General features: G+C 60.0%; 12 protein-coding genes and 2 pseudogenes. 5 read left to right on the top strand and 9 right to left on the bottom strand.

Annotation, left to right across the window (positions count from 1 at the left end; genetic code table 11):
* Positions 1–40 precede the first annotated feature (40 nt).
* The 3 genes from ACK1U9_RS01490 to ACK1U9_RS01480 form a co-directional block, all read right to left on the bottom strand.
* Positions 41–1396: a GntR family transcriptional regulator gene (locus tag ACK1U9_RS01490; RefSeq protein WP_153671074.1), complete on the bottom strand. Its 1356-nt coding sequence runs from the start codon at positions 1394–1396 to the stop codon at positions 41–43.
* Complete coding sequence (locus tag ACK1U9_RS01485; protein ID WP_046613735.1) at positions 1396–2781, bottom strand: hypothetical protein; 1386 nt, start codon at positions 2779–2781, stop codon at positions 1396–1398. Before ACK1U9_RS01485 ends, ACK1U9_RS01490 begins: the two co-directional genes overlap by 1 nt.
* Positions 2782–3294: 513 nt before the next feature.
* A complete protein-coding gene (locus tag ACK1U9_RS01480) occupies positions 3295–4317 on the bottom strand; it encodes a zinc-dependent alcohol dehydrogenase family protein (RefSeq protein WP_046613736.1) in 1023 nt (340 codons plus the stop codon).
* A gap of 206 nt (positions 4318–4523) precedes the next feature.
* Here ACK1U9_RS01480 and ACK1U9_RS01475 point away from each other — a divergent pair, with 206 nt between their 5' ends.
* Complete coding sequence (locus ACK1U9_RS01475) at positions 4524–5438, top strand: LysR family transcriptional regulator (protein WP_153671073.1); 915 nt, start codon at positions 4524–4526, stop codon at positions 5436–5438.
* Positions 5439–5610: 172 nt separating this feature from the next.
* Positions 5611–5933: pseudogene (locus ACK1U9_RS01470) on the top strand (type II toxin-antitoxin system PrlF family antitoxin).
* Here the strand turns inward: ACK1U9_RS01470 and ACK1U9_RS01465 are convergent.
* The gene (locus ACK1U9_RS01465; protein ID WP_085598516.1) at positions 5901–6860 is read right to left on the bottom strand and encodes a LysR family transcriptional regulator; all 960 of its coding nucleotides are present in this window, start codon (positions 6858–6860) and stop codon (positions 5901–5903) included. The pseudogene ACK1U9_RS01470 and the gene ACK1U9_RS01465 sit on opposite strands and share 33 nt — an antisense overlap.
* Before the next feature lie 100 nt (positions 6861–6960).
* On the opposite strand from ACK1U9_RS01465, the pseudogene ACK1U9_RS01460 reads away from it, so the two are divergent.
* Positions 6961–7714 (top strand): annotated as a pseudogene (locus ACK1U9_RS01460) (SDR family NAD(P)-dependent oxidoreductase).
* Positions 7715–7910: 196 nt separating this feature from the next.
* A complete protein-coding gene (locus ACK1U9_RS01455; protein ID WP_108480002.1) occupies positions 7911–9212 on the top strand; it encodes an Nramp family divalent metal transporter in 1302 nt (433 codons plus the stop codon).
* Positions 9213–9637: 425 nt separating this feature from the next.
* On the opposite strand, the gene ACK1U9_RS01450 is transcribed toward ACK1U9_RS01455, so the two are convergent.
* Genes ACK1U9_RS01450 through ACK1U9_RS01440 form a run of 3 tightly spaced genes read right to left on the bottom strand, consistent with a single transcriptional unit; the run spans position 9638 to position 11784 of the window.
* Positions 9638–9940: a universal stress protein gene (locus tag ACK1U9_RS01450; RefSeq protein WP_108480000.1), complete on the bottom strand. Its 303-nt coding sequence runs from the start codon at positions 9938–9940 to the stop codon at positions 9638–9640.
* A complete protein-coding gene (locus ACK1U9_RS01445; protein ID WP_230386527.1) occupies positions 9937–11145 on the bottom strand; it encodes an MFS transporter in 1209 nt (402 codons plus the stop codon). Before ACK1U9_RS01445 ends, ACK1U9_RS01450 begins: the two co-directional genes overlap by 4 nt.
* Positions 11146–11157: 12 nt before the next feature.
* Positions 11158–11784, bottom strand: coding sequence for an isochorismatase family cysteine hydrolase (locus tag ACK1U9_RS01440; protein WP_196173646.1), 627 nt, complete (start codon positions 11782–11784; stop codon positions 11158–11160).
* A 210-nt stretch (positions 11785–11994) separates the two neighbouring features.
* Between ACK1U9_RS01440 and ACK1U9_RS01435 the strand changes: the two genes are divergently transcribed.
* On the top strand, positions 11995–12492 hold the full coding sequence (locus tag ACK1U9_RS01435) for a winged helix-turn-helix transcriptional regulator (RefSeq protein ID WP_108479998.1): 498 nt from the start codon (positions 11995–11997) through the stop codon (positions 12490–12492).
* A 206-nt stretch (positions 12493–12698) separates the two neighbouring features.
* Here the strand turns inward: ACK1U9_RS01435 and ACK1U9_RS01430 are convergent, their stop codons facing one another.
* Positions 12699–15197 carry a CoA transferase gene (locus tag ACK1U9_RS01430; protein ID WP_108479997.1) on the bottom strand — a complete coding sequence of 833 codons (2499 nt, stop codon included), beginning with the start codon at positions 15195–15197 and terminating at the stop codon, positions 12699–12701.
* 213 nt (positions 15198–15410) lie between these two features.
* A complete protein-coding gene (gene gcvA, locus ACK1U9_RS01425) occupies positions 15411–16334 on the bottom strand; it encodes a transcriptional regulator GcvA (RefSeq protein ID WP_108479996.1) in 924 nt (307 codons plus the stop codon).
* Positions 16335–16380 lie beyond the last annotated feature (46 nt).

Raw genomic sequence — 16380 nt, 5'->3', positions numbered from 1 at the left:
GGCGAGGTTCGGTAGGAGCAGCCCAAGCAACCCCGGCGGCTCAAGGTGTAACCCCGGCAGGCCGGCCACAGCGCAGTTCCAGCGCATGGGCCAGGCGCTCTACCGCCTGTTGCAGCTCCCCCGGGTGATCACCCAGCCACGCCATCGCCAGGCACTGCTGGTAGCGGCCCTGCAGGCTGAACTGCTCGCCCGGCAGTGCTTGCAGTGATGAACCAGCCAGCGCTGCGGCAATACCCTCCCACGGCAGCGGCTGGCGAAAGCGCACCCACAGTGTCCGGCCACCGTCCGGCGTTTCCAGCATCACCCGCTGGCCGAACTGCTGTTGCAACTCACGCGCCAGATATTGCATGCGCTTTTGCAGGTCGGTGCGCAGCCGCACTAGTTGCGCCTCGATTTCGCCTTTGCCCAGCATGTGCGCAAGCGCTTGCAGGCGAAGCGGTGCAAGCCGAAATGCACGCTCGGCGAAAGCCCTGGCCAGCCCGGCATCAAGGCTCAGCAGGTAGGCATAGGGCGCCTCGTTCCCCACTGCGGCATCGAACGCCCCCATCACCAACAACCAGCGGGAGTCGACCCAATCGCGCAGGCGTGTATTCGGCGGCCCGCTGTAACAGTGCTCGCTGTCCAGGTCGTTTTCCAGCAACCATACAGGGTGCTGGTCAAGCAACTGGCCAAGCTGCTGCTGATAGTGAGGTGAAACCAGCCGCCCCTGCGGCATGCCAAGGCACGACGGCATGACCAGCATGCACACCGGCTCGCTGGCCAGCAGCCGGGCCAAGGCGCGCAGGTCCGGGTTGCCACGGGTATCCAGTGGTACCTCCAACACTCGCATGTCGGCACGTGCCAACGCGCGCAGCACCTGCCAGCAACAGGGCGAGTGCACCACCACGGTACCGCCTTTCAGGGCCAGCGCCGCCAGCATTGTCTCCAGCAACGCCTGCACATCCGGAGCCAGTTGAACGTCCTCGGCACGCCAGTACTGGTTTGAGGAGCGGGTATAGCGCTCGGCGAGGGCATTGCGCAGACGGGCGCTGCCGGGCGCTTCCCATGGGGCAACACTGTGCGTGCGCTGACGGGCCAGGCGCCGCTCGTGGGTGAACAGGGTGCGCTCGAGCATCGGCTGTGCTGGCAGGGGTGCCTGCCGGGGCATGGCTGCAGCCTCCCCCTTGGCAGCGCCCTGTACGTAATAGCCCGACCTGGGCAGGCACTGCACGCGGCCCTCTTCTTCCAACAGGCTGTAGGCGCTCTGCACGGTGGCCAATGACACCCGCAACCGCCGGGCCAGCACGCGCAACGACGGCAAACGGCACGGGCCGCTGCGTGGAGCCTGGTCGATCAGGGCTTCCAAATAACGATAGACCTTGCGATAGGCGAATTCGCCGGAACCCGATTGCTCCATCAAGGTGGCCCCGCATGACCACGCCGCCGCCCCGCCAACCGCCGCGGCAGCAACCTCAGCTGTACATCGCGACGTGCCAGATGGCTCATCAGCCGCCAGCAGGCCAGCGGCAGGCCCCCGCCATAGATCAACCTGAGTTGCCCCAGCGGCAGGCCGCTGGTGTTCACCAGCCAGTTTTTCACCGCATCAGGGCAGGGTTTACCCTGCAAGGCTCGATGCAGGTATGGCAGCGCCACCAGCATGTCGGCATGCCAGCACTGCAGAAAACGCTCCAGATTCTTCCCCTGCCTGGCAAACGGGCTGAACAGCAGGCACACCTGTTGGATCTGATTGATGCCATATGCCTTGCCGAACTGCAGCTGATGCACATCGCGCCGCTTTTTGGCGCCCGGCTGGCCAGCCAGCCGCAATGCCGGGCGACTGGCTTGCGGCTCGAGACTGCGTGCATGCAGCTCCCGCAGCTGCACCGGGGCCAACGGCTCGACGAACGCGGCCAATTGCCAGGCGTCCTGCCCCCCTTCGACGCGACAACCGAGCATCAGGTCCAGCTGCTGCTCTTCGAGCAACGGCGGCATCAGGTCGTCAATGGCAATCAACCGCACCGGCGTGCTCTGCGGCACGCCCACCGAGGTCGGCTCCGCCAAAGCGCCGGGTGGCAGTCCGATGCTGCCGTGCAGTCGACTCAGCCCCTGTGCCAGCGTCGCCAGGCACTGGTGTAACACATGCGGACCATGTTCCCCTGCCAGGCGCAGGCTGCGCCGTGCCCAGGCCAGGTACCGGCGGCGCTGGCACGCAGGAATGGCGGTGACGAATACATCCGCAGGTGAATGTGCCTGCAGCGCAAAGCCGACGGCGGCCGCCAGTTCCAGGTGCAGGCGACTACCCAGCAGCGCTTCGGGCCCGGCCTCGACCAGATGACCGAACATCAGCATGGCGTCCCTCGGCAACAGCCAGTTGTCAGGCGCGGCAGGGGCATGCCGGCTGAACGGCACCACTTCACGCCCCTTGATCATCTGCAGTTGTACCCGCGGGTCATCCTGCAGGAACAGCGCATTGAAGCTGCGCTCATGGCATTCTAGCGTGGCACTGTCAGCCACAGGCAGGCTCACCACCAGGACCCGCAGCTGGAAAGTTAACGGCGCCCGCAGGGCGATACTCAGTTGTGCGGCACGCAGCATGGCCAGCAGCCGGGTGCTGCAGCGATCGTTGCCTTGCAGCACCAGCAAGCGGTAGGTGCCGATGTATTCGGGCCCGCCCGCAGCAACCAGCAGCCGTTGTATCAGCAATTGCAAGGAAGCACGCTGCGCTTGTGACATATGACTGAGCAAGCGCTCGAGTACTTGTTGGTAGATATAGTGCATTGCCTGGTCGTGAATAGCAGTCACGAGATCACCTCATCAACTTCATGCAGCCAGCGCACGTTGATCAGAGGATCTGAACATCAACATGCCCTGAACTTTTCCAGAAGAAATTTCCTACAACTAATTGGAATTAATGACGTAACCATCACTGTCGCCATGACATCGAGAAAAACGCATCGTCGCGACGCCCTGCCGCTGCCAAACACCGCCCTGGCTTGGGCATAGCCATGCTCATTCCACGCTCCTTGCGCAAACTATCATTGAGCCATTATCGAGGGATGCAAAGCGAATAGAAGATACAGATCAGGGTAAAAAAACCATTCAGCGGAAGTGAGAAAACACATTGACTGCCAGGCAAGAACAGTTCAAGCCCAAAAGCTTGGCGGAATATTTCCACGGGCCACCGAGCAATGGTTTTAAATATAAGACGTGACGTATTTCGTTGTAGGAACTTTCTTTTTTTAACGTCATACCAGTTTGTATTGGGCACAAAAAACCCGGGACTCTGCCCGGGCTTCCTGATAATCCAGACCGTTGTCAGTGTTGCGCCATGTCCAGCACCACACGCCCGCCGCACGGGCATTGGTCCATGTAGCGATGCGCCTCGACCACCTGCTCGAACGGGTACACCTTGATGATCTGCGGTGTCAGCAACTGGTCGGCAGTGAACTGGTTGATATCGCGCAGAGCGCGCTGCAGCGCCACCTGATCCTGGCTGATGCCAAGCTCCGGCTTGCCGGTGAAGTTGCCGATGCAGTGCACATAGAACTGGATGTTCTTCTGGAACGCCGCGCAAGCCGGGAACGGCGTCTGGTTGCCACCTTGCAGGCCATACAGCACCAGGCTGCCACGCGGTGCCAGTACATCGCCCAACAGCGACATCTGCGGCCCGCCCATGCCATCGAGGACCATGTCCACGCCACGGCCATCGGTATACTTGCCGACCTGCAGCAGCAGGTCCTGCTCTTCGGTGACAATCACCTTGTCGGCGCCCAGGCCCAGCAGGTACTCACGCTGCTCCGCCTCCTTGGTGGCGGCGAACACCTTCAGCCCCAGGGCCTTGCCCAGCTGCACGAAGGCAGGGCCCGCGCAGTGGCTGGCATCGGTAACCAGCGCGGTCTGCCCGGCTTTTGCCCGGGCCAGGTCGATGTAGGCGAAATAGGCGATCAGCAGCGGCGTGTAGTGCACGCTGGCCTCGATCGGGGTGAGCACATCCGGATAACGGGTAATGGCCGTACGCGGCAGCACAATGACGTCGCCGTACACCGGGTGGTCGTTGGCACTGGTGGCCGGGAAGCTGGCAACCCGGTCGCCCACCGCAATATCCTCGACCCCTTCGCCGACCGCGGTCACCACCCCGGCCATCTCGTGGCCGATCCCTGCTGGCAGGCGTGCCTGGGATGGTGCCAGGTTCTGGCGCCAGAGCACGTCATACCAGCTGACGCCAACCGCCTCGACGCGGATCTGTACCTCGTCGGCAGCAGGTGACGGTTCGGCCTGCTCCTCGCAACGGAGCACATCGGCAGCGCCGAACTTGTGGAAACGGATCATGCGGGACATCGCATACCTCGCCTTTGTGAACCTCTAATTACCACGGACTTTATCCGGGCTTTGCCGGTTAGACCATCAGTGGTCATTAATAGTCGACATGCCTGTCATCGATTGGGCACCTGACATTCCCTGCGATTGGTCCCCCTAAACCCGTGCAGGGTACCAGCCTTTGGCCTTAAGATTCACCTTTGCCCCACTTTAGGCGAAGCGCACCGATGAATCGAAACGACCTGCGTCGCGTAGACCTCAACCTGCTGATCGTGTTCGAAACGCTGATGCACGAGCGCAGCGTGACCCGTGCCGCGGAAAAACTGTTCCTCGGCCAGCCCGCCATCAGTGCGGCCCTGTCGCGCCTGCGCAACCTGTTCGACGACCCGCTGTTCGTGCGCACCGGCCGCAGCATGGAGCCCTCGGCCCGGGCCCACGAAATCTTCGCCCTGCTGTCTCCTGCACTGGACTCGATTTCCACCGCCGTCAGCCGCGCCGCCGAATTCGACCCGGCCACAAGCAATGCGGTGTTCCGCATCGGCCTGTCGGACGACGCTGAATTCGCCCTGCTGCCGCAGCTGCTCAAGCGTATCCGCGCCGAAGCACCGGGTATCGTGCTGGTGGTGCGCCGGGTCAATTACCTGCTGATGCCGACGCTGCTGGCCTCGGGCGAGATCTCGGTGGGGGTCAGCTACACCAGCGAACTGCCAGCCAACGCCAAACGCAAGGTGCTGCGCCGCAGCATGCCGAAACTGCTGCGCGCCGACAGCGTGCCCGGCGCCATCACCCTGGACGACTTCTGCGCGCGGCCGCATGCGCTGGTGTCGTTTGCCGGGGACTTGTCGGGGTTCATTGATGAAGCGCTGGACGAGATAGGCCGCAAGCGCCACGTGGTGTTGGCGGTGCCGCAGTTCAACGGGCTGGGGAGCTTGCTGGCGGGCACCGATATTGTCGCCACGGTGCCGGACTACACGGCGGATGCGCTGACCGCGGCGGGTGGGTTGCGGGCGGAGGATCTGCCGTTGGATGTGCGCAGTTTCGAGCTGCACATGGCCTGGCGCGGGGCGCAGGACAATGACCCGGCGGAGCGGTGGTTGCGGTCGCGGATACAGATGTTCTTCGGCGACCCTGAGAGTCTTTAGGGGCTTCGCGCCGATCGTGTCCCAGGAAGTGGTGTAACTCATCTTACGGCGCTATTGAGCGTCCTCCCCGTTTCTGCCTGATCAGCAGAAGAACAAGTTTGATCATGTAAGGATTATTCCTTACTGCTCACTCAGCATATCCGTGAGAACGTTCATGCCTGCCATCCACTAAATCGCCACGTTGACCTCGAAGGGGCAGGTCACACTGCCCAAATCCGTTCCCCAGCTACTGGGGCTTGATACCGGTGGCAAAATCGCATTCGACGTGCGGGGGGTGAAATCGTGGTCAGCCGCGTAGAAGCCATCCATGAAGACTCTGCTATGGGTGCGTTCCTGGGTTTGCTGGAGGCTGATATCCGAGGCGGCCGCAACCTCAACACTCTGCCGGAAGACTTGGCGCAAACCATGCTCGCCAACGCAAACCACGCCGTAAACCTCGACGAAGTTATCGACGAATCCACCTCACTCAAGCCCTGCTCGCTGAATATCACCTGATGACTCATACCCAGGCGCCCAACGCCAGGTCGGCGCGGAAAGGTGTTCAAAGAAGAAATCGGAAACAGCTCTGATCTTCACTGGCCGGGTTCGCGCAGACGGCGTCACGAAATACAAACCGCCCCGAGTCATACTCCACTCCGGCAAGATTCTTTCCAGGCGCCCATCCATCAGATACTCACTCGCGATGAACTCAGGCAGTTCAGAGATGGCCATCCCTTCTAGCAACAGTGGAAGCATCGCCTCCGAATTAGTGACACGCAAAGGCCCGGTAGGCACGACATCCTCTTCTATTCCAGATGCATGCGTGAATCTCCAGACCTGCGTCCGGGCACGGTAGGCGTAGCTGAGGCAAGGCATACTTGCCAGCTCTCGGGGATGCTTTGGCCTTCCGTGCTGATTGAGGTAGGCCGGTGAGGCGACAAGGAACTGAGTCACGGCACACAGTTTTCTCGCCACCAATGAGGAGTCGGGCAACGCAGCGATCCTCAAGGCCGCGTCAAAACCATCGGCGATCAGGTCGACCGAAGCGTCGGACAAATGGAGGTCTACCGAGAGTTCTGGATATTGCCGAAAGAGTTGCGGCATCAAGGGCGCGACCCATCTCAAGCCGAACGACATGGGGATCGCAAGGCGAACCAGGCCACGAGGTCGAACGGAGAGCTCCATCGCCTCGCCTTCCACCTCTTCGGCCTGTCGATAGATTTCCCCAGCCTTGCCAGCCATGCTCTGACCGAACTCGGTCAATGAAAGTTGCCGAGACGTGCGGTTGAACAGGCGCCCCCCCAGTCGCTCCTCCAGCCGTGCTACCGCCCTGGATACTGTAGGCACTGAAACGCCCATGACTCTGGCAGCAGCTGCGAACGAGCCCTCCTCAGCTACCTTGGCAAACATTGCCAACCCTTCAAAATCCGGAAGTTTGCTCATTTCATTTCTGCAACGATAAGTTTCCAACAATTCTATTTTGGTTTTTACAGCCCGTCGATACGCTTCTCCCAACGCAACATCACAAACACTGGAGTTGATCATGACTGGCAAGCTTGAAAACAAAATCGCAATCGTGACTGGCGGCACCTCGGGCATTGGCCTGGCGACCGCCAAGCTTTTCGCTCAACAAGGCGCACGAGTATTCATCACTGGGCGCCGCCAGGCGGAGCTGGACAACGCCGTCGCACAGATTGGCAGCGCGGTAGGGGTTCGAGTGGATTCTTCCAAGCCGGACGAACTCGATGCCCTTTACCAACAGGTGGCTGCAGAGCACGGACGTATTGACGTGTTGTTCGCAAACGCAGGGGGGGGGCTCGATGTTGCCATTGGGAGACATTTCTGAAGCACACTACTACGACACTTTTGATCGTAACGTCAAAGGTACGCTGTTCACGGTTCAGAAAGCGTTGCCACTTCTGGCTCAAGGCGCTTCGGTAATTTTGACCGGCTCCACTGCTGCCAGCTCGGGCACACCTGCATTCAGCGTGTATGCGGCCTCCAAGGCTGCAGTGCGTGCCTTCGCCCGTAACTGGATCCTCGACCTGAAAGATCGCAACATCCGGGTAAACACCATCAGCCCGGGCGCGACTCGCACCCCGGGTCTGGTAGACCTCGCCGGCCCGGACGCAGCTCAGCAACAAGGCCTGCTGGACTACCTTGCATCGCAGATTCCCTTGGGGCGCGTCGGCGAGCCTGAGGAGATTGCCAAAGCCGCTCTGTTCCTGGCATCCAGCGACGCCAGCTTCGTCAACGGGGCCGAACTGTTCGTCGACGGTGGCCAAGCGCAGGTCTAACCGGTAAAGGCCGCGAGAAATGCGGCCTTCCCCAACTGCTTGATGAAGCCTGTCAGTGACGTCTCGACCGTTCTTTGGATATTGCACCTTACCTCGAAACATCAAGAAATATCTTTGTTGAAATTTAGGTTGTACGACATCCTATCTACTATGTTCGACTACGCTCCGCTCTCACAAAAAAAACAATGGAGTCACCATGTCGAGCATACCTTCTGTCGAGGGAAAAACTGCCGTACGCTCTCAAAATCGCCTGTCAAAGCTGATCAGATTGCTTGGCCCCGGCGTCATCGCGGTTCTGTCGTGGTTGGGGGCAGGAGATCTGATAACTTCATCTGTCGCCGGGGCGAACTACGGTTACGCCATGATGTGGGTGCTGGCCGTTTCGCTCCTGCTCCGGTACCTGATCGTAAACATCATCGCCCGCTTCCAGCTGTGCAATAACCAAGGGATGACCATTCTGCAGGGCTATGCGCAGCTGCACCCGGTGTTCGCCTGGTTCATGTTGGCCTATGCCCTGTTGATGGGGCACCTGATGAACGCCTACATGATCAAGGGTGCGGGGGAAGCGCTGGCGATGCTGCTGCGGATCGACCACCCACTGCTGTGCTCCATGGCCGTGGTGCTGGCCGTGTGGATGCTGGTGGGGCGCAACATCTACACCATGATCGAAGGGGTCATGAAATTACTGCTGGCGGTCATGACCCTGGCGTTCCTGGCGCTGGCGGTGATGTCCGGCCCCGACGTGGCGGGTATCGTCAAAGGCACCATCGGCTTCAGCATTCCAGCCGATGAAGGCGTTCACGGCGCATTGCTGGTAGCGGTATCGGTGATCGGTGCCGTGGCAGGTTCGGTAGCCAACTTCGTGCACCCTTATGTCATGCGTGAAAAAGGCTGGGTCGGCCCGCAACACAAACGCATCCAACGCAACGACCTGCTGTTCGCGGTATTCGTAGGTATCGTCATCAACCTGGCGATCTGGATCGTCGGCGCGGAAATCCTGCGGCCCAACGGCATCGAGGTAAAAACGCTTGGCGACCTGGGCAAGGCGCTGGAACTGTTCTTCGGCCCGATCGGCTGGTACATCTTCTTCGTCGGCGTGTTCGCTACCTTGTTTGCCAGCATTTCCGGCAAGACCACTGCGTTTCCCATGCTGATCACCGACGCTTTCCAGCATGTGAAACCCGGGCGGCGCGAACGCTATGGAAAGGAATTCCACAACGACCCAATGCACAAATGGTTCATGTTGTTCATCCTGGTGACCCCACTGGTCTGGTCGATCCCGGGCATGCCGGACTTCGTGACCCTCACCATCGGTGTCAGCGCGCTGAACATCATCGGCCTGCCCGTGATCTCACTGGGCCTGCTGATCATGTCCAACCAGAAATCGCTGCTGGGCAAGGCGTACCGCAACAACTGGTTCGAAAACATCGCGCTGGCATTCGCCACTGGCTTGGCGTTATGGGTAGCCTTCCAGCTGGCAGTGGACCTTATCGCCTGAAGGTAACGGACAGCCTTGGCTCGATGCTGGCCAGAGCTGTCTTGGCGCCTCTAGGCCCGCGCGCCAAAACCATCTTATGCAAACCAGCAACGGCACCGCTACGACAAACAGCAACGCCACAGCAATGAACGCAGCGTTGAAGGCAATGACCATTCCCTGCCCGTCGTCAGGGCAATGTGGCTCTGCACCACCGAGCAGATCGGCAGGCCCGCCAATGACACGCTGCAGCTGCTGGAGCGTCTGAACCAGGACATAGTTGGAAACACCAGCCACGCATCAGGCGGCGCCACTCCAGGGCCCACCACCTCGACCGCGGGCGGCGTCGTAAAACTGACCTGTGCTTGGCTTTTATCAAGTCAAACTGGGGATGGCGGCGTAAGTTGCCAAAGTGATTCGCCACGGCCGAGCCGGCGATACCGCCTGAATCAATCTGCTGATGTGAGCCTGACTCTCAGAATGCTGCACGAGGCATGATTGACGAACCGTTCGGTAGTATCGCCGATCAGCTTGGCCCAGCGCCTGGGCTGCACCACGCCGACCACCACCACATCGATCTTCAGCGTGGGAACGAGGGACTGAATAACGCGCAGCGGCGCACCTTCGATAAAGTAGCGCTGCGCATAGGGAACGCCATGGGTATCGGCCAGTTCATCGAATCGTTCAGGCCAGGACCCACGCTGGAGCAAACCAGCAAAGGTGCGCTGTCGCGTCGTTTCTGAATCGCTCATAGACTAGCCTCGTCCATCGTCGAGCTCGACTCACGGGGTGCAAGAGCATTGATCGCCATGGCCGCAAAAGACAGCAGGATGCCAACAGCGGCAAGGCCGATCCAGCCTGCCCGGTGCACGCCGTAATTCCCCAATGCGGCGCCGATCGCTCCCCCCAGAAAATACGACCCCATGAATACGGTATTAAGCCGGCTCCGGTCCTCGGCTCTGAGGGTGAATACCCGTGCCTGGTTGGCAACCAGCCCGGCACGATTGCCCATATCGAGCAGCAGCATACCGAGGATCAGCCAGCCAAGATGTTGCCCGCTTGCTGCAATGCATGCGAACCCCAGGACGAGGGCCATTGCGCCGGCGAGCACCATGGTGCGCGCGCCCAGACGATCGGTTAGCGCCCCAATATGCGGCGACACGACGATGCCCAACAGCGCGACCAGGCCAAACAGACCGATTGTGGCGGAATCGAGTCCGTAGGGGGGTTGTGCCAACAGCGCGGCAAGCGAGGCCCACAGCGCACTGAATGCGGCGAACATCAGCAGGCCGCTCGCCGCGCAGTAACGCAGCACGCCTTCCTGCCTGATCAGGCTTCCCAGCGAACCCAGGAGCCAGGTGTAGCTTATCGTCTGAAGGCTTGTGCTGGCGGGCAGGCGCTTGGCAACGATGACCAGCAGCAGGACATCGCTGAGCGAGGCCAGCACGAAGACGGCTCTCCACCCCGTATGCGCGCCGGCGAAGCCACCGAGCATGCGCGCCAGCAAAAGGCCTGCGGAGAGGCCGCTGAGCAGGCTGCCGACGATACGACCCCGCTCAGCCGGAGTGGCCAACCCCGACAGGCAAGGGATGATGAGCTGTGCAGTGATCGCCGTCACACCGACTAGAAGGCTGCTCACGCACAGCATTGAGAAGGTCGGTGCCACGGCGCAAAGAAGCAGGGCCAAGGCATTTCCCGCGATGGCCAGCAGCGCGAGTTGGCGTGGCTGTCGACAATCGGCGAGCGGCACGATGAACACCAGGCCTAGCGCATAACCAAACTGCGTCAGCGTGGCAATCAGGCCGGCCTGTGTCGGTGCCAGGCCAAACGATGCGGCCATCTGGGGCAAAAGCGGCTGGTGGTAGTAGATGGTCGAGACCGCCAGCGCGCAGCACAGGGCCATGAGCGTGACAAGGCGGCCGGAAACTCCCATCGGCGCTGCGCAAGAGGCTGACATGACGCAGCCCCTTCACTGCTGTTGCAAAGTCTGCACGAGCTCGCGGGTTTCGACGATGCTGTGCGCAAACGTCGGCCCGTTCAGTTCGTGCGCCGCGTGCATCATTTCCTTGCTGAAGGCGGCTGTTGCATCGCGTACCAGCGTGACGTGATAACCCAGTTCCATGGCGAAGCGTGCGGTCGATTCGATGCAGGTGTTCGCCAGCAGGCCGACGACGATCACATGTGTGATGCCTCGCTGCTTGAGCTGGAAGTCGAGGTCGGTATTGGCGAACCCGCTTTGTCCCCAGTGTTCCTGGATGATGATGTCGCTCTCTTGCGGTACGAAGTCGGGATGCCATTCGCCGCCCCAGGACCCCTTGGCAAAAGTATGTCGTTGCTGAATCAGGCGTTGGGTCGGATTGGGGTGATCCCAGTTGGCGTAGTCGCCGGGCTGCCAGCGCCGATGAGGCACGTAGTACACCTGAATACTTTGCCCTCGCGCGGCGGCAACGGTCATGCGCAGGTTGTCGAGTAGTTCAACCTCGTCCGCGACGCTTCTGAGCATGGGATACAGCTTGCCGCCATCGGACAGGAAGTCGTTGTAGGGGTCGACCAGCAACAAAGCGGTCCGCTCCGGGGCATACACAGGATGGGTCATGACGGTGCTCCAGGTGAAAGGAGAGGCGTTCCGGGACTTATGCTGAACGGGCAACTGCCCCGTTGCGATAGCGTAAGCGGCACAGGCCCAATATTAACTATGATTTTCATAGCGTCAATAGTAATGAGGCTTTGAGCAGTAATCCATGCGACATAGCCATCCTCGCTGCGTTACTATGAAAACAATAGTTTCCATGGAGAAAACAGCGTGATGCCGATGCAGGACGAGACAAGCAATACGGTGTGCCCGGTGGCACGCTCGATGGATTCGGTGGGCGACAAATGGACCATCCTGGTCCTGCGTGAGCTGTACATGGGGGCGACACGCTTCGAGGAAATGCAGATCCAGACCACCGCCACGCCCCAGATGCTGACTTCACGCCTGAAAGCGCTGGAGGCGAACGGACTGGTCAAACGCCGGCCCTACAGCGAAAAGCCGCTGCGCTACGAATACCATCTGACCGACAAGGGCTGGGACTTCTATCCCGTGATCTACGCGCTACGCGCATGGGGCGAGAAGTGGTGCAAGCACCCGGATGAGGGGGTGGCCGTGCATTACGTGCACCGCGCCTGCGGCCATGATGTTGGCGTGGCCAGCGTTTGTCCTCACTGCGGCGCCCCTGTAGAGCGCAAGGACTTGGAAGCGATGATCAGCAATCGTTTCCTCGCTGAGCGCGAGTCTCGCCGGGAAGCTTTCAAGCGGAAGTAGCTGAGACCAGGAAACCTTCCCGTACTGACATGTTTTGTATTGGAAGTGAACGCCATGAAGGGGTGGCGATTGGGTGGGGCCACCCCTGCCAAAACCAAACCAACTCTCGCACCTGGCTTATCAAAAGCCTTGAAAGCCTCATGGCCAACAACGCAAAGGACTGGATGCGGAAGTCAATGCCACAAAAGATGCGTGCCTGGCGGCAGTCAGCTCGGCAGATATTCCTCACTCCAGGATTCGCCAATTGCGCCGGCGTCCAAGAGTGACTGAATCTGGGCCTCGGTATAGCCGTAGCGGCCCAGCACCTTGCGGGTCGAAGTGCCAAACTTCTCAGCGGGAGGTAGCGCTCGAATACACGCTACCCGCGGACGAATGGCGTAGGGGTCCAGCTGCGTGACACGGTGTCCGCTCGGATGGTCGCTGTAGACGCTGAAGGAGTAGCTGCCATTCTCGGTACCTGGCAGGCCATCAGCGGCACGGCTGTACTGGCTGCGCAGGTGATCGATGTTGTCCGGCACCGCGGCAGCGATGTTGGCCGCCTGCAGACGCTCCTGAAGGAAAGAGCTGCTCATGCGGGCAATGACCGCTTGCAGACAGGCAGCGCGATCACTGGCGGACGCCAAGCCGCTGAACTCTGTGATGTCGGCGAATTTGTGCAGTTCTGGCTCGGACGCATCCAGGTAGATCCAGCCATCCGCCGTCTTGTAGAAGCGAGAAAGATCGCTGTAGCCAACCACGTCGCGCCCGGACGGTTCATTGAATGGCGCTCGACCTGCGTAGTCATAGCAGAACGGGATCTGCACCAGATTCCCCAGTGAAGCCAGAGAGGTGCGCGCCCGGTAGACTTCGCCGGAGTGGTGTTTGCGATAAAGCGCCGTTGCGACGCCCAGCGCGGCAGCAAATCCACACATTACGTCGATGGTACCGACGTGGGCATGTTCTTCCGGGGTTTCCATGCCACCACCAAAACGCAGCATGATCCCGGTCGTGGCCTGGATGAGATCGTCATACCCCAGATAATCGGTGCGAGGGCCACGGCGGGGCCCACCGAAACAATCGAGCTGGCAGAAGATCACCCCAGGATTCACCGCCTGAAGGCTGGCCTCATCCAGGCCCAGCGGTGCCAGTTGGCGATCGGGCGCGTTCATGACGATGACATCGACCTCCCGCACAAGACGATTGAACACCTCTCGCCATTCGGAAGAGTTCAAGTCAACCAGTACACTTTCCTTGCCCCGTGCCGAAGACATACCGAAGACCACGGTATTCCAGGGATCATAGTTAGGAACGACGGGGTCGAGCTTGATGACATCTGCCCCGAAGCGGCCCAGGAACGACGTCGAGTGGGGCCCCGCGATGACGTTGGTCAGGTCTAGAATCTTGACGCCTTCAAGCCAGCCGGCAGGTTTGTCGAGCTTGGCAGGCGGCAAGGCAGGAGCCGCACGCTCGGAAAGTGTTGCCAACGCTTGCTCATAGCTCACCTCGCGACGCGAAATTGGTTTCAGCGTTGGCTCTGAGCACCCCTCCAACCAGGCAATTGGGCCAGGCTGTTTCATGACGCCAAACTCGCGATCATTGACCTCAACGATCAGCCCGGCAGTATTCGAATGCTCGTCATGGAGCCACTCCTGGGTCGACCTGTGCGGAGCCCCAGGGAAACGCCCCTCACCGAAGATGACTTCCCACTCCGCCGCTGTCTTGGTCAGGAATACTTCTTTCATCCGCGCGGAAATGCGTGCGGCCCAATCAGCAGGCAACGGGTAGACACCCAACGATGCATTACCTTGCCACTGGTCAATGGGCAGGTAGGGGTCATCAACCTTGGGCAAACCGGCGGCAACCATTTCCTCGTAGATGCCCATAGCCTGCAGACAGCGCTTGGCATGCTCACGATGCGATGGGCAAACGGCGTAGAATTTACGACCATCCGCACATTCATAGGTACGGTAGAACGGGTCGAGGAACTCCTGCAGATCCTGATAGCTCAAGTTCATCGGCAGCTTCTCGGCGCGACGACGCTCACTCTCCTTCTCTCGCAGGGTCTTGTAGCGCAGCGGGTAACCATCGATCTTGATCGAGTTGTACGACAGACCTTCCATCACCGCTGATGCCAAGGGAACTTCGATCTGATCGCCAATGCCATTCTTTTCACGCGCCTGCAGAGCAAGCACTACAGAAGATACAGCAAGCATGGTGCCGTACGCAGACGCCAGGGGAAGCGGCGAGAAACTAGGGTTGATACCCATCAGTACGCGGTTCTGACCCATGTCGGTGAACACACCGGAGGCCGAAGCGATCACCGCCTCGGTAGCACGCCATTGCGCACGCAGTTCGTCATCACTGGCAAACCCTGGAATCGACAACGTGATCAACTCAGGACGAGCACGCCGCAGCTCTGCGAAATCGAGGCCCAACCTGGGCATGACACCAGGCCGGAAATTTTCGATCACGATATCGGCACGGGAGATGAGTTCGCGAGCCTGATGCAGCCCCTCTGGCGTTTTCAGATCCAGGCGCATGCACAGCTTGTTGCGATTGAGCGTGGCATTTGCCGGGCTATCCCAAAGAGGCCCTCCCTGCGGGTCGATGTGAACGACAGTCGCTCCCAGATCAGCGAGAATCATCGCTACTGCGGGGCCCGCGATGTATTGTCCGAAATCGATGACATTGACGCCTTGCAAAGGCAATTGGTTGGAGTGTTCCATGACGATAACCCTAGGTAGCCCCGTACCAACGAGATTCGTCGGCGCGGTTATTGTTGTTATTGAGACCTCGTACTAACCGGTCACCTGGACGACTGCACCATCCAAGGGCTTGCGATGTGATTGCTACTTTCAGAAATTCGAAGGCATCGCGAAAGCAATAAAAAATGGCCCTAAGAGGCCATTTTTTTTATTGCTCGGGTGCTTTGCTTATCGCTAAGGGTGCTCGTCCTCGTCCGTGCCGGGCGCGACCTTGAAAGCCTGCGCCTCTTCGCACAGCCACTGGGCAAACGCCGCCGCATCGGGATTGACCATGCTGTGTGCTGAATAAACCAGGTAGAACGCCTCCTTGGTCGGTACATGGCGCCCAAGGGGGGCGACGAGCCGGCCATCGTCCAGAAGATGCCTGACCAATGAAGACCGCGCCAACGCAACGCCCTGGCCCAGTTCAGCCATCGCCAATGCCGAAATAAGGGTGTCGAACTGCATCCCCTGAGAAGAGTCGACGCTCTCTGCGTTGCTCCTCTTGAGCCAATAGCCCCAGCCTTCTTCATAGCCCAGCACGTGCAGCAACGGGTGCTTTGCAAGGTCCTGTGGACGCTCCAACGGACGTTGCGCAGTGATCAATGCCGGTGAACACACCGGCACCAGCGTGTCCCACGTCAGGCGTTCGGCCTTCATGCCAGGCCAGCGCCCTTGTCCATACCTGATTTCGAGATCGGCATCGAATTCTGTTTCATCTACCCAGATGTTACTCGCGACTCGGATGCTCACATCCGGCTGCAACGCTTTGAATCGGGGTATCCGCGGGGCGATCCAATGAGTGAAGAACACCAGACTGCTGCGAATGCTGAGCGCGCTTCGATGCCCCTGCCCAAAGATCTCATCCGTCGATGCAGCGAGGCGCTCAACCGACTCTCTCACTACTGGAAAGTAGGATTTTCCCGCCTCCGTAAGCTCAAGCCCGCGCGGGAGACGCTTGAAAAGCGCCTGGCCTAACTGCGATTCCAAAGCCTTGACCTGCTGGCTGATCGCTGCCTGAGTGAGATTGAGTTCTTCGGCGGCATGGGTGAAATTCAGAAGCCGAGCAGAAGCCTCAAAAGCTCGAAGCCAGTTCAGGGGAGGTAAACGCATTTTCATGACGCATCCAACGCTAAGGTTAATCGGGAATCATGTCGGTCGATGG

It is taken from the genome of Pseudomonas sp. XP1 (assembly GCF_053557675.1).
Note: the sequence above shows the minus strand (reverse complement) of the source record. Positions and strands in the feature narration are given on the sequence as shown.